The sequence below is a fragment of the Rothia amarae genome (assembly GCF_014705945.2).
In the GTDB taxonomy this organism is placed as follows: domain Bacteria; phylum Actinomycetota; class Actinomycetes; order Actinomycetales; family Micrococcaceae; genus Rothia; species Rothia amarae.
This window is the reverse complement of sequence record NZ_CP061538.1, coordinates 1,156,393-1,174,970: the sequence shown is the minus strand read 5'-3', so window position 1 is coordinate 1,174,970 and position 18,578 is coordinate 1,156,393. Positions and strand designations below refer to the sequence as shown.

Below are 18,578 nucleotides of genomic sequence, written 5' to 3'. Positions count from 1 at the left end.
CATTAATATATGAATTCTCGTCTCTTAGTAAGCCCACAAGACGCATTGTGTTGAAACACTCATAGCAAGAGCCTGGGGTACCGCCGTTTATAGCGGTCCCCCCAGGCTCTTGCATTTACCTGCTCATAGAAAGTCTTACTTTCCTTCGCGCTTAATTTCTTCGGCTGACACGCCCACGCCCAACATGACCGGCGCAGAGGCATTTTCAGTTGAAGACGCCACAGACATAGAAGTCGAAACAACTGTTCCTGTAGCTTCTGCCTTCTGAATATCCTGGGACTGCACGCTACCGTCAATGCCCGTGCTGACCGCGCGTCGCGAACGGCGCTTCTTTGCAGGTGTTTTCTGTACGGGCTCAGCTGGTTGCTGAGCTACAGTTTCAACAACCGAAGGCTCGGATGTTCCGTTCACACTACCGGGCTGCGCTACCCCGCTGACGCGAGGTTTTTTCTGTGCCTGACGCTCGTTATGTCGGGCATTCTCACCCTGAGATTGAGAGTTAGCGCGGCGCCCACGAGAATTCCTCGATGGTTTTTCTGCGGTATCGCGAGAGGAACGTGAACGTTCTGTACGCTGTGTAGATGATTCGGTGTATCCGTTCTCATTCTCCGAGCGAACGACGTCGCGACCTGCTTTCTGCGATGCACGAGCCCGTGCCTCACCAGCGCGAATTGCTTCGAAGCGGTTGGAGTTCTGAGTGAAGCGGGAATCAATGTCAGCAGAAGAAGATGATGAGTCAGAAACATCAGATTCTTCTGCGGACTTAGCACTCTGTGATTGCGCAGAAGAATCAGAACGACGCTTGCGAGAGCGCCCCTTCTTCTCTTTCTGGTCAAATGCTTCTGTGAGCGACTCAAGAGTCAAAGACCCCTGCTCGGCAGTAGTGTCTTCAGTCTCTTTCGATTCCTCACGTTGGGGAAGCTCTATGACTTCACCGCCAATAGTAACCGTCAAATCCGGTGTACCGGTGAACTGCTCGTTTGAGCTCTGCTGATCCTGGGGAGTTTGCTCCCGGCGATTCTGCTTGCGACGCTTACGCCTGCGAGCATTCTTAGACTCTCGGGAGTCATCCGCCTCAGATTTCTCGGGCTCATGAGTACTTGCCGCAGCAATATTAGCAAGGGCTGCACGACGTGCTTCGCTTTGACGATTGTCGTCTTCATGCGAAGACACCTGATGATCGTTGTGGCGAGTATCGCGATTACGCTGAGACTTACGTGCCTTACGACGGTCATCCCGATCATGGCGATGGATGTAATCCGAAGCGCCTCCCGAACGACCCTTCAGAGGCTGGTCGTGAACGATGACGCCACGCCCCGCACACTCCTCGCACGGCTCTGAGAAAACTTCCAAAAGTCCGGTTCCCATGCGCTTACGCGTCATCTGAACAAGACCAAGCGAGGTAACTTCAGCAACCTGATGCTTGGTACGGTCTCGACCCAGGCATTCCACCAGACGGCGCAGAACCAAATCACGATTTGATTCGAGAACCATATCAATAAAGTCAATAACGATAATGCCACCGATATCGCGTAACCGAAGTTGGCGCACAATCTCTTCTGCGGCTTCAAGGTTGTTCTTGGTAACGGTCTCTTCCAAGTTGCCACCGGAGCCTGTGAACTTACCGGTGTTTACATCAACCACGGTCATAGCTTCAGTACGATCAATGACCAGCGAACCGCCTGAAGGCAAGTAAACCTTTCGATCGAGAGCCTTGAAGAGCTGTTCTTCAATGCGGTAATGATCGAAAAGATCTTCGTCCTTGTCCCACTTTTGCAAGCGATCCACCAAGTCCGGAGCCATGTAGGTGACATAGGCTTCAATAGAATCCCAAGCGACGTCGCCCTGAACCATCATGGCGGTGAAGTCTTCATTGAAAACATCACGCACAGTCTTGATGGTGAGGTCAGGCTCCTGGTACAGCATTTCGGGAGCAAGAGTCTTCGGCGCGGAGGCGCGGTTTAGAATCTCTTCCCACTGTACGCGCAAGCGGTTAATATCGTGGCTCAGTTCTTCCTCAGAAGCGCCCTCTGCTGCGGTACGGACAATAACGCCTGCACCGTCAGGCAACTTATTCTTGAGAATCTTTTTCAAGCGTGTGCGCTCGGTATCAGGCAATTTACGTGAAATACCGGTCATTGAGCCACCGGGCACGTACACCAAGAAACGACCGGGCAAAGATACCTGGCTAGTCAGTCGAGCGCCCTTATGACCCACGGGATCTTTGGTGACCTGCACCAGGACAGAATCCCCAGATTTTAGGGCGTTTTCGATTTTGCGGGGTGAGCCGTCGAGACCTGAAACGTCCCAGTTCACTTCACCGGCATAGAGGACGGCGTTGCGTCCGCGTCCGATATCCACGAATGCTGCTTCCATTGAAGGCAAAACGTTCTGCACCTTTCCGAGGTACACGTTGCCAATCAGGGAGTCCTGCTGGGTTTTTGAGACAAAGTGCTCGGCGAGTACGCCATCTTCGAGGACACCGATTTGGATGCGGTCATCTTTTTGGCGGACTACCATTTGCCGGTCTACTGATTCGCGGCGGGCAAGGAACTCTGCTTCGGAAATTCCTCGCTGGCGACGGCCCGAATGGCGGGATTCGCGGCGGCGGATTTTTTTCGCTTCGAGACGGGTTGAGCCGCGCACACCGGTGACGCGGTTGGTGCTGTGGGAGTCGGACAGTCGCGGCGCACGCACCTTGGTGACGGTATTTTCGGGGTCGCCATCGGTTCCGCCGTCAATTTCGATATCAACTTCTCCGCGGCGGCGGCGGCGACGTCGGCGGGAAATCACTTCTTCTTCGTCGTGAGTAATTTCAGCTAGACGGCGCTGGCGACGTTCAGCCTCAAGAGCTTCGCGGCGGGCTTCGCGTTCTGCTTTTGCCTGTTCTGCAATCTCATCGAGATTGGGCGCGAAAAATAGGAGACTATTCGCGGCAGCTGCTTTAGTGAGGTTTTGTAGCTCGGCAGCTAGCTTCTCCCGTTGGGATTTGCTCTCTGCTTTTTCTTCTTCAGTTTCTTCAGCATTCGAGGAAGTCTCCTGAATTTGCTCGGAAGAGGTGTTTTCTTCGCTGGGCTGCTGCTCAGCAGAAGTATTGGATGATTCCGCAGCGTCTTCGGCACTTTCTGGCGTCTCAACATTCTGCTGGTTATCTTGATTATTCTGGCGTTCTGCTGAGGTATCAGGATTCTCCTGGGGGGTATTCTGAATTGAAACCACTTCAGGTGAAGTGGATTCGTCAGCAGAGTTTACGTTCTGAACGTCCTCGCTCATCTGTATTATCTCCTGCCCTAGGGAGCGTCCGCATATCGCCCCTACGGCGTTCAGGGGCGCATTGCGCCCAAAAGCTTATAACTACCCGATTGCTCTCCAGCTCTTATGCGATCTACCTGAGACTGACCATTACTAAAGTCGTATTTCTCAGTGAATCGGGCCAACTATTTTTTCGAGTCGAACTTTGTCGAACTTATTTCAATCTAAACCTTGCCACCTGGGGCAGCGGTGCATCGAAAAAACCTGTTGGATGGCTACTTTTGAGTGCGGGTCAAAAGGCCACCGTCCCAATTCTCTCACAGAAAGTGCGCACATCGAATCAGATATTCAGCATTCTTTGCGATGCCTGACGAGTCTAAGACCTTCAATCTCGAAGTACACATCAGTAAGATGGGGAGAGTCCACGTTCACTTGAGAGGTTAAAGTGCCACATATTTCCGAGGCGTCCGCTATCCATGAGTACTCGACCCACGAAGCGATGAAAGCAGACACAAGATACGCGATTCTATCTTTGTTGACAGGCATTCTCGCTTTCGCGTCTTCAGCTATGTTGGTGTATGAGCACTTGCAAATTGCCAAAGATGCATCCCACGTATCAGTGTGTGATATGAATGCTATTCTCAACTGCGGCACCGTCATGCGCACACCTTTTGCAGAGGCATTTGGGTTTCCTAACCCCTACATTGGGCTAGTAGGGTATGCAATTACCATTACAATCGCCACCGCAATGCTTGCTGGGGCACGGTTTTCTCGCTGGTACTGGCTGTGCATGAATGTGGGGCATGTACTGGCGTTTTGCTTCATTCTCTATCTCTGGTTCAACACTACTTTCGTGATCGGCGCACTGTGCCTGTTCTGCATGATTGTCTGGATTATGCAGACCATTTTGATGACCAAGACGACAGCTCATAATATTCAAACGGGTGTTATTCCTGCCCCAGAGCATATTCGCCGCGCAGTAGCCGGGTGGTCCTGGTTCGTGGTTATTTTGATTTTTGTGCTCCTCTTCGGAATCATCATCATTCATTTCTTTGATCAGATAATAAATTCTTTCTAAACAGCAAATGGCCCGGTTAGTTGAAACTGACCGGGCCATTTTTATGACTTATTTGAACCAGATAGCGATTTCTCGTTCTGCAGATTCTGCTGAGTCTGATCCGTGCACCAGATTCTTCTGGACACCTGCACCCCAGGAGCGCCCCAAATCACCGCGGATAGTTCCGGCTGGAGCCACAGTCGGCTCGGATGGCCCCATGATGCTGCGAATACCTTCAACCACACGATCGCCTTCAAATATTGCTGCCACTACAGGACCTGAGAGCATGAAATCCACGAGGGGCTGAAAGAAGGGCTTGCCCTGGTGTTCGGCGTAGTGTTCTTGGAGGATTTCTTCGGTTGCCTGAAGCTTTTTGAGCTCCACCAGCTGGTATCCCTTCCGCTCGATGCGGGCCAAAACCTCACCGGTGAGACCGCGCTCGACGCCGTCGGGCTTGACCAAAATTAGACTGCGCTCAGTCATGAGTACTCCTTAAAATTCGCGAAACTATTGTTCTACCTCACAATATCAGCCCTGGTTGCATGCATGGAACTTCTGGGAGATTGCTCATTCCTTTACTTTTCTGCTCACAGGTTCGCCATAGGTAGGAACAATATCCATCACAGCCCTACCTCATACCCTTGAAAACAGGAGCGAAAGGAAAACGACAATGACCCAGAAAGTGACCCCTGAAAACAACAGCAACACAGCCCTGAACAGGTATAAATATTTACTGTCAACGGCGAATCCTCAAGAAATTGAAAAAGCACATGAAGAGGCTTTCGCATCGATGAGCGAGAAGTCCTAGCGGAATGTTCTAAAAGCAAAGACATCGAGACATTACGAAGAAGTCTCCGCAACTCATGGTCTGCGGAGACTTCTTCGACTGAGCTGAAACTCGAAGATCTAATGGATTCTAGTTACTCAGATTCTTCCGCTCCCACTCACGCTGTGCTCTCGCACGCTGGACGTTTTCATAATCGAGTTTTTCGCCGGTGTGCACCGCATACCAGTAGGTAGCAGCAAAACAAGCCCCAATAAAGAACATTGGTATCAATGCAAAACCAGTCAATATCAAGCAAACCTGCAATACCCATCCGAGAGTATATCCCCATGATTTGCTCAAAAAAGCAGGGGTAGCAATGAAAGCGGCAGCAAGGAGTAGCCCCACTACCCAAATAGAAATTTTGATGAGCGAACCATCATTAAAATGGTGCCCAAACGTGGCAAGGGTGGCAAAAAATGCAACCAAAGCTTCCAAAGTGAGCACTGTAGATGCGAACATCTTTTTAACCTGTGCCGGTTTCTTAGTTTGCCCCGGGCGCCACTCTCGCTGTCTTTTAGTCATTCGAGCCATCATGTTCTTAGAGTCCCATCATCAAACGTGCTTCACCAATTACCGTGATGGAGCCGGTAATGAGCACAGCAGAGCTGAACTCCTCTCCCGTTCCAGCATCGGTAATTGCCTGAGCTACTGCGTCGTGCAAGTGCTCAAAAGTACTCAGTTGGTCTTCATCGAACCCCGCATCAAGAGCCATGTTTTCCAATTGCTCTACGGGGATGGCGCGTGGAGAATCCGAAGCTGTGAGATATAAAGATAACTCAAAATCGGTGGAATCCAAGTACTCTTCACGGATGGTTTCGAAGATGCCCACGGCGTCCTTCTCCCCCAAAATTCCAACCACTAGGTTGAGTTTATCTACCGCGAAGGATTCTTTAAACGCCTGTGCTGCAGCTTTGATACCGTGTGGGTTATGGGCGGCATCCAGTAAAACGGTAGGTGCGCTACGGATAATCTCTAGACGCCCCGGCGAAGTTAAATCCTCCCAGCCTGCACGAATAAGCTCAACGTTCAGGGGCTTCTCTCCCCCGCCTAAGAAAGCCTCAACAGCTGCAATAGCCACCGCAGCATTTTCAGCCTGGTGAGCGCCAAAAAGTGGAACTGGCAAATCCTCATAAGTATCAGCTAGACCGCGCACAGAAATCATCTGCCCGCCGACGCCGGGCAACCGGGAAGACACTCCAAATTCAACGCCCTCAAACCGGAATTCCGCCTGATGCTCCCGGGCAGAATCCAACAAAACTTGAGCGGCTTCGGGATCCTGAACCGCAGACACCAAGAAACCATTATCTTTGATGATGCCCTGTTTCTCCCCGGCAATTTCCGCCAAGGTTTCCCCCAGCATGTCGGTATGATCCAACCCAATCGGAGTAACGACAGAGACCTGGGCGGTTGCCACATTCGTCGCATCCCATGACCCGCCGATACCGACTTCAAGGATTATCACGTCAACCGGCTCATCTGCGAAAATCGCAAACGCCAGGACAGTTAATGCCTCAAAGTAGGTGATACGGGGTTTATCTGCTGCGATAAGCTCCTGATCCACTATCTCGATATAAGGCTGAATCTCTTCCCAAATCCGTACAAATGTCTCATCAGCCACGGGCTCACCCGCAATACTGATGCGTTCAGTTACTTTCGTGAGATGGGGGCTGGTGTAGCGACCGGTGCGCAAATCATGAGCCATAAGTATGCGCTCAATCATGCGGGCCGTCGACGTCTTACCATTGGTCCCAGTGATATGAATAACCGGCGCGGCATCTTGAGGAGACCCCAGAATTTCCATAGCCCGCTGCATAGCATCGAGACGCGGTGCCATCTTGTTCTCAGGAGCGCGCGAAAGCAAATCCTGATAGACGGACTCCACGCCGAAAGCAGCAGCCGGGCTACTGCTTTCGGCGGCGAGTTCGTTGAACAAGGAATCTTCGTTCATGTTCTCGGACAAATTATGCCTTCTCTACCTCAACCAACTGCTCCTGAGCTTCACGGTAGTTCACCGAGACAGCCAAGGTTTCGCCAGCCACGAGTTCTTCGTGTGCCTGCACAGATTCAATGACGTTTGCAGGTGCCGAAAGTGTGAGCTTAATACGGTCTGAAACGTTTAAATCAGCTTCCTTGCGAGCCTGCTGAACCGAACGGATAGTATCGCGAGCAATACCTTCAGCCAGCAAATCATCGGTAAGCTTAGTATTGAGCACGAGGAAACCACCACCGGGCAGAACAGACACAGCACGTTCAGCAGAATCTTCCGATTCAGCCACCACGGTATCGAGTTCATATTCGCTAGATTCAAGGGCCAAACCACCCTCAACCGCCTTTAACCCGACGACGACGGTGCCGTCGTCCTGGATGGTCCAATCGCCTGACTTCGATGCCTTGATAGCAACCTGAACTTGCTTACCCAAACGAGGACCAGCAGCACGCGCATTAACCTTCAGCTGCTGAGAAATACCGAAATCGGCAGGTTCAACTTCAGAAGCATCTAGCAACTCTACTGACTTCAAGTTGAGCTCATCTGAAATAATCTGCTCAAAGATCCCTGCCAGTTGCTTTCCTCCAGCAACCGCAACAGTCATCGACTGCAGAGGCTGGCGTACGCGCAAATTATTCGCCTTACGCAAAGCAGAACCGGCAGAGCAGATAGAACGCGTAGCTTCCATCAACTGCAACAGATCGCTTTCGTCAGCAAATTCCTCAGGCTTTGGCCAATCGCTCAGGTGTACTGAACGCTCACCGGTAAGGCCGCGGTAGATTTCCTCGCTCATCAAAGGCAGCAGCGGAGCAACAACTTTCACCGCAGTGGACAACGCCGTGAAGAGAACATCAAATGCTTCGGTGTCTTCATCAAAGAAGCGCTCGCGCGAACGACGCACATACCAGTTGGTCAGCGCGTCTGTGAATTTGCGGAGATCTTCCGTTGTGCCCCAAACATCGTATTTGTCCATGTGAACGGTAGCGTTTTCCACCAATTCGCGGGTCTTACCCAAAATGAATCGATCCATCACATGTTCGGACTCATAGCGGAGCTGCGCTTCATAACCTGCACCGTTGTTAGCAGCGTTAGTATAGAGCGCAAAGAAATGGTAAACGTTCCACAGCGGAAGCATCACTTGGCGCACGCCTTCACGGATACCCTGTTCTGTCACGATAAGATTACCGCCGCGCAGAATCGGGCTAGACATAAGGAACCAGCGCATGGCATCTGATCCATCGCGATTTAGGACCTCTGACACATCCGGGTAGTTCCGAAGTGACTTGGACATCTTCTGCCCGTCTGAACCCAGCACAATGCCATGAGAAATAACGTTAGTAAACGCCGGGCGGTCAAAAAGCGCAGTTGCCAAAATGTGCATAGTGTAGAACCACCCGCGCGTCTGACCGATGTACTCCACAATAAAATCTGCGGGATTATGGTTCTCGAACCATTCCTTGTTTTCAAAGGGGTAGTGAACCTGCGCGTAAGGCATAGAGCCAGAGTCGAACCATACGTCCAAGATATCTTCCACGCGGCGCATGATGGACTTGCCTGTGGGATCGTCAGGGTTTGGCCGGGTGAGCTCGTCGATGTACGGTCGGTGCAGATCAGGCTCGCCGTCTTTATTGACGGGGTAGCGGCCGAAGTCAGCCTTGAGTTCTTCTAGCGAACCGTAGACGTCCATACGTGGATAGTTAGGATCATCGGAAACCCATACAGGAATGGGTGAACCCCAGAAACGGTTACGGGAAATAGACCAGTCGCGGGCATTAGCTACCCATTTGCCGAACTGACCGTGCTTTACGTTTTCAGGAATCCAATTAATTTCTTCGTTGAGTTCGCCCATGCGATCTTTGAAGTTGGTTACCTTAACGTACCACGACGTAATCGCGCGGTAGACCAGCGGGGTGCGGCAACGCCAGCAATGCGGGTAGGAGTGAACATAGGATTTCTCCCGAATCAGATGTCCCTCAGATTTCAGCAGATTAATGATGGTGCGGTTAGCCTCGAAGATCTGCGCACCTGCAATTTCTCGCAGGGGCGCACCGTCAGCTAGTGATTCATCGCTGAAGAGGTCGAGGAATTTAGCGCCTTCATCGATGGATAGAATAACGGGAATACCGTTTTCTTCACAGACTTTCTGGTCTTCCTCACCATAGGCCGGTGCTTGGTGCACCAAACCGGTGCCGTCGGTGGTGGATACATAATCGGCAACAAGAATCTGCCAAGCCTTTTCCGTACCAAATTTCTCGGCGTCGGTGAAATAATCCCACAGAGGTTCGTAACGGACCCCTGCCAAGTCAGAACCTTTGTAAGTCTTGACGACCGCAGCAGTAGCCTCCGCGGCGTCTTCAAATCCAAGATCCTTGGCATAAGCACCCAACAATTCAGAGGCGATCAGGAACTTCCGCCCCTGGAAATCTCCTACGCCGGCTACCACAACATAATCGATATCAGGACCGACTGCGAGCGCCTGGTTAGTAGGCAGTGTCCAGGGGGTGGTGGTCCATGCAAGGGCTTCAACGCCGGTGAGCTCTGCCACGACACCGGTGTTCTTTACCAGCGAGGTGTCCGAGGTGATGGTGAAGGTGACGGTTACTGATGGATCCTGTCGGTCTTTGTAGACATCGTCGTCCATGCGTAACTCGTGGTTGGAAAGGGGTGTTTCGTCTTTCCAGCAGTAGGGAAGGACGCGGAATCCCTGGTAGGTGAGACCTTTTTCGTGAAGCTGTTTGAAGGCCCATATGACCGATTCCATGTACTCGACGTTGAGCGTCTTGTAATCGTTTTCGAAGTCGACCCAGCGAGCTTGGCGGGTAACGTATTCTTGCCACTCTTTGGTGTATTTGAGTACGGAGGAGCGGGCTGCATCATTGAAGTTATCGATGCCCATCTCAAGAATTTCTTGTTTGTCGGTCATTCCTAGCTGCTTCATAGCTTCGAGCTCTGCGGGCAGTCCGTGGGTATCCCAGCCGAAGCGACGTTCGACGCGGTGTCCGCGTTGCGTTTGGTAGCGGGCTACGAGGTCTTTGACGTAGCCGGTGAGCAGGTGCCCGTAGTGGGGTAGTCCGTTGGCGAAGGGAGGGCCGTCGTAGAAAACGAATTCGTTGTCTTCAGCTGATCGCTGATCGATGGATGCTTGGAAAGTGTTATCTTTTTTCCAGTAGTCGAGAACAGCTTCTTCAAGCTGGGGGAAGGAAGGTGATGCTGCAACTGTGTTTTCAGTGCCGGCAGTTGCCTTGGGATAAAGAGGATTATTCATTGCGACGCGCCCTTTGTAGTAATCCATTGAAAAATAGGACTTGCAAGGACGCTACAGCACACATTGCTGCCGGTGCAGAACGGTGCGGCGGCGCGGTACCACCTTGCTTACTGAGCGCTACCCGTGCCACTCCCCCGGGAAACGGGGTTTCTCGGGGGAAATGACACAGTCAAGCGTTATCAGTCGCTTCATGACTGCTGTTACGGGCTTACCCGTCCGGTTCTACTAAAACTGTATCTATTCCGCTCCACCCCTCGTCGCAACGAATTGATGAGGTATTGCAGGTACGGTTCGTTCTTCCGGATTGCTCGCCGGTGATGGCCGGGTCAATGCAACTGATTCAAGTCTAGGCAGTTTCGCCGTCGCTGTCTAACGCATTTTATGGAGGAGCCCTGCGGGGTGAGTGCCTGCTGGGAGCAAATCACCGGATGCACCCCTATATGTTGTGTTGGGTGTCAGGCTTCTACCCAAAATATCGAGGTAGACCTCTCGGGAGCGCGAACAGTCTCACGGGAATTACAATTTTCGATATTCGTGGCGGTTTTTAGAGTTTCTGTTTGTTGACCAACTCCACCAAGCGTTTCACCACGTTGAGTGAGCGCCGAGGATTCTTTTGCGAGGAAACCGCAACAGTGATGCCTGATTCTGAAGTTTGGTGTGCCATCATCCAGAAGTCTGATTGATCTGGCGCTCCACCCTGTAGGCAAAAAATCTGTTTCTGAGAACAAAGCTTCGCAATATTCTGGTTCACCTGTTGAGAATCAGTGTGGGCGAAGCATAACCACATACCTTCCACGTCTGAGGGTTGAAAGATACGTTGGTGCCATTTTACCGAGGCATGTTCCACCAATTCGTGGAGACCACTCGTAATCGTAGGGGCAACGAGGCAGACGACACCGCCGCTTTGCACTACTTTTTCCACCCGACGTCGAGCTACAGATCCCCCGCCTACGACGAGCACCGGCTTGCCGTAGACGTTCAGCATAAGGGGTAGCATACAATCTCCAATGCGGTAAATGTTAATTATAAATTTACCTTTACTTTTAACACAGAGAAAAAGAATATGATACGGGACGCGCTAATTTAGTTAAAACCAAAAAGGGAAAAAACTACACAGCCCACGTCTATGGTCGTACCATAACGTCTCTCTGATGGTAGTTGAAGAATTATGCAATACGCAGAAATACTTCTCCATCTTCTATGCGGGTCTCGTAAACCGGCAAGGTGAAGTCAGAATTCAGGCTTTCTCCGGTACGCAAATCATATTCTTCTTTATACAGAGGGGAAGCAATGGTAGGGATATCCCCCTTTTGACCAGTGATTCCACGAGCAATTACCAGGGCGCCACTATTGGGATCTGCATGATCAGAGGCAAACACTCGGTCATTATTCAATCGAAAAATCGCGTACTGGTGGTTCTTAATCAGGGCAACCTCACCCCAATGCTCTTCCAAATCATTCAGCTTGCACACCTTTTGCCATTTTTGGTCGCTCATACCTTTACCTTATTTTTAGGAATCTATTAGTTTGGGCATTAAAAATTAATCCGACTGATGTATTTCAGATGCTATATTAGCATTATTGATTCAAATTATTTCGCGGTATCCCACCCTGTCCGCAAATTCGACGAACGGTATGAAGATGACTGATAAGCACGCACACGGATTGAGAAACATTCTAGTGATCGGCGGTGGTCCTGCTGCCTGGCGATTTGTTCGCGCTTACCTCAAAGAATCTCAAAATGAGGATCGTGTTACCGTCCTCTCCGCTGAAGCCCACGTACCCTACGACCGCGTAGCGCTGGAGCAACTCTTCAAAGATCCAGAAAAAGATCTCACCCTCGCTAATCCTGAAATCTGGGAAGATTCAAGAGTTAACCTTCAGTTAGGTGTCTCAGCTACTGCCATAGACCGCAAGAACCACATGGTCTCCGCAGATAACGGCGAGAGCTACCCTTACGATGAACTTGTTCTCGCCACCGGCTCCCGTGCGGTTAAAATCCCTATTCCCGGTTCCGACTCCGCCCATGTCTTCCGCACCATTGAAGACGTTCAAACCATGGTCAGCGAAGTAGCCCGTCTCAAAGAGAAGCTCGGCAGAGCTCCTCGCGCTATCGTCGTCGGCGGCGGTTTGCTAGGACTCGAAGCTGCCGAAGGTTTGCGTGACTTGGGTGCAGAACCCACCATTTTGGATGTCGCCTCTTGGCTTCTCTCCATTGAAGTAGATCAGGGCGGCGGACACCTTGTAAATTCTCTGATTCGAGAGGCCGGTATCAACATCGAAACCGGTGCTTTCATCTCAACCATCAATAAGAACGCCCAGGGCGAAGTTACTTCTGTATCAGTAGCAGACGGCATGGGCGATGAAGCCGATGTTCACAACCTGGATGCAGATTTGGTATGCATGGCTGCCGGTATCCGCGCCAACGACCAGCTAGCTCGCGAAGCTGGGCTGACCGTCGGCGAGCGCGGCGGTGTAGTTGTCAACGATCGCTGCCAGTCAGAAGATGAGAATATCTGGGCTATTGGTGAAGTAGCCTGTGTTCTGGGACGCACCTGGGGTCTTGTAGCTCCTGCCAATTTAATGGCAGATGCGGTGGCTAAGAATTTGACGGGCCATGATGCTCACGTTGAAGAGTTTGATATTGCCACCAAGTTGAAGTTCTCCGGTCTTGAGGTCGGCGGTTTTGGCGATCGCCGTGCTACAAGCGAGGGTGCGCTGGAGATTATGTATATTGATCCGGCGCAGAAGATTTATCAGAAGATTGTGACATCTTCTGATGCGAAGACTCTGCTCGGTGGTGTGTTCGTGGGCGATGCTACGCCTTTCGATAATCTGAAGCCTTTGGTGGGTCGTGAGCTACCTGCGGAAGCGGCTGCATTCCTATCTGCTGCGGGTGGCGAGGGCGCTCCGGATACTGATATGCCAGATGATGCGGTGCTGTGCTCCTGCAACAACATCACTTTTGGTGAAGTTCGCCAGTCCATTGTGGATGGTAATCAAGATGTTCCCTCTATTAAGAAAGCAACTACTGCGGGTACTCAGTGCGGTTCGTGCGTTCCCGTGATTCAGAAGACCCTTGCCAAGCAGATGAAAGCTATGGGCAAGACCGTAAGCAAGGCGCTGTGTGAGCACTTTGATTTCTCCCGTGCTGAGTTATTCGCAGCGGTCAAGGCAACTGACTACAATGATTTCCCCTCGGTGTTGAAGCGTTTTGGTCACGGGGAAGACGGTTGTGCTATCTGCAAGCCCACTGTTGCCTCTATTCTCGCTTCAACGAAGAACTCTTACGTGCTTGACGGTGGCCGTGGTACTTTGCAGGAAACCAACGACCGTAATCTGGCGAATATGCAGAAAGATGGCACCTACGGCGTCATTCCTCGTATTCCCGGTGGCGAAATCACTCCCGAGAAGCTCGGTGTGATTGCTGATGTCGCCAAGGAATACGGTTTGTACACCAAGGTCAATGGTGCACAGCGTATTGGTCTCTATGGTGCTCGTTTGGAGCAGCTGCCAGAGATTTGGCAGAAGTTTGTTGACGCAGGCTTTGAGTCTGGTCAGGCATACGGTAAATCTTTGCGCAATGTGAAATCTTGCATTGGCTCTTCCTGGTGCCGTTTTGGTATGCAAGATTCTACGACTTTCGCTATTGAGCTGGAGAACCGTTACCGTGGTTTGCGCTCCCCCCATAAGTTCAAGATGGGTGTTGTGGGTTGTAACCGCGAGTGCGCTGAGGCTCAGAATAAGGACGTCGGTGTGATTGCTACCGCCAAGGGTTGGAATCTGTACTTTGCCGGCAACGGTGGTGCAAACCCGGCGCACGGTCGACTCTTTGCAACAGACCTTGATAAAGAGACCCTTATCAAGTACGTAGACCGTTACCTGATGTATTACATCCGCACCGCTGACCGGCTACAACGTACAGCGCGCTGGGCTGAGGATTTGGATGAGCAGTTTGGTGATGCGATTGAGCATCTGAAAGCTGTCATTATCGAGGATTCTTTGGGTATTTGCGCTGAGCTAGAAGCAGAAGCGGAACGCCATGTTGAATCTTATGAAGACGAATGGGTTGCTACGTTGAAAGATCCCGAGCGTCTCAAGCGATTCCGTGCCTTTGTGAATGAACCTGATGCTCAGGACGAAGGTTCACGCATGTATGTGCTGGAACGCGAGCAGATTCGCCCGGCTACGCCGGAAGAAATAGCTGCACATGAACGTGGCGATGGCCCGGTTCTGGTTTCGGGTGCAAAGATTCCCGTCGGTCAGCCCAGCTAGGGCAGAAGTAGTTTTTACTTCGTCGTCTGAGAATTGAAAAGCTAGGTAGGTTTAGTCTTTTGGAGAAGATGAACCTACCTAGCCGTTTCTAAGGGATATTTGTGTTTGTTGATTTAGATATTGAGAATTGTTCTGTGCTGCTGTGCGGTGAGGCTACACGCACTGAAAGGGTGGCTTTGAAGTTTGCCCAGGCAACGGAGGTACTACGCTTCAACCGCGTCGAGGATATGCGTGCGCCGGGGACTCCGGTGGGTTTAGTAGTGCTTTGTGTTTCTGATGAGAGAGAGGCACAAAAGTGGAGAGCTGCTGTACTTTCTTCAGGTATTGGTGCGCCCTCCATCGTTGATACCGAGGTTCCTGCCGAATCGCAGGGCGAAGTGTTCCTCATTGGAGCCGGCCCTGGGGATCCTGGTTTGATGACTCGCCATGCTCTGGAAGTACTCAGTCAGGCAGATGTAGTTCTTCTCGATCATTTAGCACCCTACCAGGATTTACCTCGATGGGCTCCTCATGCCGAAATCATTGATGTGGGTAAAATTCCCGGAAAGCATCGGGTCCCCCAGCGAGAAATTGATCAGCTGATGGTGCGTTACGCACTGCAGGGTAAGAAAGTAGCTCGCCTCAAAGGTGGAGACCCCTATGTTTTCGGACGCGGGGCTGAGGAACTTTATGTCTGCGAAAAAGAAGGCATCCCGGTGAAAGTCTTCTCGGGCGTAACTTCCTCTATATCTCTTCCCGCCATGGCAGGCGTTCCGTTGACCCTTCGCGGGGTCTCCCATATGTTTACGGTAGTCTCAGCCCATCAAAAGCTCACCGATTCTGAGCTCGATCAGCTCTCCGGGTTACTGAAGGACGGCGGTACGGTTTCCATCCTCATGGGAGTGAAAACTCTCCCCCACACCATCGCAGGCTTGCTGGAACGCGGCGTCCGCCCAGATATGCCGATGGTGACCGTCCAAGATGGTTTCCGCGCCCATCAACGGGAGTACTTCTCCACTGTAGGTACTTGCTTGGAGAATTATGACCAGCTTAAACCTCCAGCTGTTACAACCATCGGCAATGTCTGTGCCGCGGTGGGTGAAAACAGGGAAGAACTGATGGGAAAGGCATTTGAAACCCATTAAAGTCTAAAAGGTGGAGCCTTCACTCATTGAGAGTGAAGGCTCCACCTTTTATATTTGCCGCGCAGAACACCACGGCTACTCTGAGAGCAGGAGTTCTTAGACCAGAAGCTCTTCGTCCGCACTCTGTGCCCAGACCGCGAAAGTCTCTTCCTCAGTGGAGCGGGTATCCAGGTACTTACGCAATACTCTCTCCAAATAATCCACTAGGTCAGCAGATGCAACCTTTAGTCCCCGGACGGTTTTACCCACGTTGCCGGATCCAGCGTTGAGATAATCAGCCAGCGTTCCCCCTAAATGGACCTGGAACCCAGGAACTTGTTCTCCTTCATCAGTGGTAATGATTTGACCCTTCAACCCAATATCTGCAGTCTGAGTACGCGCGCAAGCATTGGGGCAACCGTTAATGAAAACGTTGAACTGTTGAGGCAATTCTTCTTTGACGTCTTCCAGGCGTTTTTCCAACTGGTCTATTGCATCAATCGCCGTTTTCTTTGTATCAACAATCGCTAACTTGCAGTATTCAATACCCGTGCACGCAATGGTATTGCGGCGGAAAATTGAAGGGTTGGCGGTAAGCCCGAGCTCTTCAATTCCCTCCAGGAGAGCATCGATTTCTTGATCGGGAACGTCCAACACCAAAATCTTTTGGTAGGGAGTGGTGCGCACCCGCTTCGAACCAGCGGCCTCAGCTAGCTCAGCAAGTTTTACCAACGTGGTGCCAGAAATACGACCAACTGTGGGGTTCAAGCCCACAAAATTCCTTCCATCTTTTTGAGCAAACACACCCACATGGTCCCCGCTCTTTGTCGGAGCAGGCATCTCAATGCCATCTGCCAAGGAGTAACCCAGGTATTCGTTTTCAAGAACCTCGCGAAACTTCTCTACACCCCAGTCGTTGATGAGGAATTTCATACGAGCACGGTTTCTCAATCGACGGTAGCCGTAATCGCGGAAAATTTTGATAGTACCCAGCCACACATCGGTTACTTGCTCAGGTTTGACGAACACCCCGACATTTTCTGCCAATTTAGGATTGGTCGACAGACCCCCTCCCACCCAGAAGCTAAATCCCACACCTAACTCGGGGTGGTTCACAGCAACCAACGAGATGTCGTTAATTTCATGGACGACGTCGTGGCTTGGATTTCCAGTGATGGCTGTCTTGAATTTTCGAGGCAGGTTAGAAAGGTCAGGATCTCCTATGAACTTTTCCTTGATTTCCTCAATGTAAACCGTAGGGTCAATGAGTTCATCGGCGTCTACTCCAGCTACGGGAGATCCCAAAATAACACGCGGTACATCTCCACAAGCCTCGGTAGTTGAAAGCCCCACGGCTTCTAATCGTCGCCAAATTTCTGGAGCATCTTCAATTTGTATCCAGTGCAACTGAATATTTTGGCGATCTGTAATATCGGCTGTATCGCGAGCGAATTCCTGGGAAATTTCCCCAATCACACGCGCTTGCTCGGTGGTAAGCTGCCCGCCATCAATGCGTACACGCAACATGAAATAGTGATCTTCGAGCTCTTCAGGAGAGAGCTTAGCGGTACGACCGCCGTCAATGCCTTGCTTACGCTGGGTGTACATTCCCCACCAGCGCATACGTCCGCGCAAGTCGTCAGCGGGAATCGAGTCAAAGCCCTCTTTGGAGTATTCATTTTCAATGCGCTCGCGAACGTTGAGACCGTTGTCTTCGAGTTTAAATCGCTCATTATCATTGAGCGGTTCCGTGCCATCGATTTTCCATTGACCATTCGGTTTTGCCGAACGTGGTGTAGGTTTTTTGGTTGCGGCAGCTTTATCTTGCTGGGTCAGTGATTTTGCCATCTTGGTTTCCTTTAGAAGTTTAAAACGTAGAGTTATTCAAGGCAGGTGCGCTGAGAGCTGGCTCTGCGGGGATTCTTTCGCTCAGTTTTAGAGCTTCAGTCTGGGTGTGGCGTGAACGCTTGACCCCGAGAATACTCATCACAAGACCAATAAGTCCCACCAGAAGGTAAATCGCTAGATTCCACGCATCCAGGGCGGGAATCAAGCTAAGGAGTTGAGGAAGGTTCAACAACACCAGGGTTGTTCCTACGAATCCGCCCAGCGCCGAAGGGTTAATCTTGCTCACCAACCACGCCGCAAAAGGAGCTGCTACTACACCACCGGCGAGAAGCCCCAAAACTGCAATCAAGTGCGTGGTCAGTTCAGACCATAAGCTCAAAGCAAATCCAGCGGAAGCTGCGAGCGTGACCAAGAACTCCGCCGTGTTGACGGTTCCTACAATGCGGCGGGGAGCCGTCCGCCCGATGCTCATGAGTGTAGAACTTGTCACAGGTCCCCATCCCCCGCCACCGGTGGCATCCACAAAACCCCCAAAGAGTCCTAATGCCAGAAGGGATCGGTGGGAGGCAGGTGCCTCGTGCCCCGCAGCTGCTTGTCTGCCGCGAGAAAAACGAAAAACTAGGTAGGCGCCAATTGCAAGAAGCAAGCAGGAGGTCACGGGTTTGGCAGCGTGCAAACTGATATTGCTCAGTATCGTCGCTCCGGAAAATGCTCCCATTGCACCGGGGATTCCAAGACGCAGCGCTACTTTCCAATCCACATTGCCAAATTTCCAATGGCTCAATCCTGATGCGGCAGTCGTTCCCAATTCCGCTACGTGTACAACTGCGGAGGCGCTGGCAGGTGCCATTGCTGCCAAAGACATCAGCAAGGTTGTGGAGGTGACTCCAAACCCCATTCCCAGGCTTCCATCAACGAGCTGGGCTATTGCACCACCTAAAGCTATAAGGAGTAGTGAACGCATC

The 18,578-nt window shown here is 51.4% G+C and carries 13 protein-coding genes; 4 read left to right on the top strand and 9 right to left on the bottom strand.

Features of this window, described 5'->3' with window-relative positions; all coding sequences use genetic code 11:
- Positions 1-135 precede the first annotated feature (135 nt).
- On the bottom strand, positions 136-3,273 hold the full coding sequence (locus IDM48_RS05650) for an Rne/Rng family ribonuclease (RefSeq protein ID WP_190618512.1): 3,138 nt from the start codon (positions 3,271-3,273) through the stop codon (positions 136-138).
- 424 nt (positions 3,274-3,697) lie between these two features.
- On the opposite strand from IDM48_RS05650, the gene IDM48_RS05645 reads away from it, so the two are divergent.
- On the top strand, positions 3,698-4,330 hold the full coding sequence (locus IDM48_RS05645) for a vitamin K epoxide reductase family protein (protein ID WP_238398059.1): 633 nt from the start codon (positions 3,698-3,700) through the stop codon (positions 4,328-4,330).
- A 48-nt stretch (positions 4,331-4,378) separates the two neighbouring features.
- Here the strand turns inward: IDM48_RS05645 and ndk are convergent, their stop codons facing one another.
- Positions 4,379-4,792, bottom strand: coding sequence for a nucleoside-diphosphate kinase (ndk, locus tag IDM48_RS05640; RefSeq protein ID WP_145176115.1), 414 nt, complete (start codon positions 4,790-4,792; stop codon positions 4,379-4,381).
- A gap of 187 nt (positions 4,793-4,979) precedes the next feature.
- Here ndk and IDM48_RS05635 point away from each other — a divergent pair, with 187 nt between their 5' ends.
- Positions 4,980-5,117, top strand: a complete 138-nt coding sequence (locus IDM48_RS05635; protein WP_190618510.1) for a hypothetical protein — start codon at positions 4,980-4,982, stop codon at positions 5,115-5,117.
- 108 nt (positions 5,118-5,225) lie between these two features.
- On the opposite strand, the gene IDM48_RS05630 is transcribed toward IDM48_RS05635, so the two are convergent.
- The 5 genes from IDM48_RS05630 to nirD form a co-directional block, all read right to left on the bottom strand.
- On the bottom strand, positions 5,226-5,657 hold the full coding sequence (locus IDM48_RS05630; protein ID WP_318275174.1) for a DUF4233 domain-containing protein: 432 nt from the start codon (positions 5,655-5,657) through the stop codon (positions 5,226-5,228).
- Between the two features lie 16 nt (positions 5,658-5,673).
- Positions 5,674-7,083: a bifunctional folylpolyglutamate synthase/dihydrofolate synthase gene (locus tag IDM48_RS05625; protein ID WP_190618661.1), complete on the bottom strand. Its 1,410-nt coding sequence runs from the start codon at positions 7,081-7,083 to the stop codon at positions 5,674-5,676.
- Between the two features lie 13 nt (positions 7,084-7,096).
- Positions 7,097-10,387, bottom strand: coding sequence for an isoleucine--tRNA ligase (gene ileS / locus IDM48_RS05620; RefSeq protein ID WP_190618508.1), 3,291 nt, complete (start codon positions 10,385-10,387; stop codon positions 7,097-7,099).
- Between the two features lie 544 nt (positions 10,388-10,931).
- Positions 10,932-11,384 carry a precorrin-2 dehydrogenase/sirohydrochlorin ferrochelatase family protein gene (locus IDM48_RS05615; protein WP_190618507.1) on the bottom strand — a complete coding sequence of 151 codons (453 nt, stop codon included), beginning with the start codon at positions 11,382-11,384 and terminating at the stop codon, positions 10,932-10,934.
- Positions 11,385-11,553: 169 nt separating this feature from the next.
- Positions 11,554-11,883 (bottom strand): nitrite reductase small subunit NirD, encoded by a 330-nt coding sequence (gene nirD, locus IDM48_RS05610; protein WP_068170006.1) that lies wholly within the window; start codon positions 11,881-11,883, stop codon positions 11,554-11,556.
- Positions 11,884-12,028: 145 nt separating this feature from the next.
- Here nirD and nirB point away from each other — a divergent pair, with 145 nt between their 5' ends.
- Complete coding sequence (gene nirB / locus IDM48_RS05605; RefSeq protein WP_190618505.1) at positions 12,029-14,662, top strand: nitrite reductase large subunit NirB; 2,634 nt, start codon at positions 12,029-12,031, stop codon at positions 14,660-14,662.
- 101 nt (positions 14,663-14,763) lie between these two features.
- Positions 14,764-15,786, top strand: a complete 1,023-nt coding sequence (cobA, locus tag IDM48_RS05600) for a uroporphyrinogen-III C-methyltransferase (protein WP_145176124.1) — start codon at positions 14,764-14,766, stop codon at positions 15,784-15,786.
- A 96-nt stretch (positions 15,787-15,882) separates the two neighbouring features.
- On the opposite strand, the gene IDM48_RS05595 is transcribed toward cobA, so the two are convergent.
- Positions 15,883-17,613, bottom strand: coding sequence for a nitrite/sulfite reductase (locus IDM48_RS05595; protein ID WP_190618503.1), 1,731 nt, complete (start codon positions 17,611-17,613; stop codon positions 15,883-15,885).
- 19 nt (positions 17,614-17,632) lie between these two features.
- Positions 17,633-18,577 carry a sulfite exporter TauE/SafE family protein gene (locus tag IDM48_RS05590; RefSeq protein ID WP_190618501.1) on the bottom strand — a complete coding sequence of 315 codons (945 nt, stop codon included), beginning with the start codon at positions 18,575-18,577 and terminating at the stop codon, positions 17,633-17,635.
- Position 18,578: the final 1 nt, after the last annotated feature.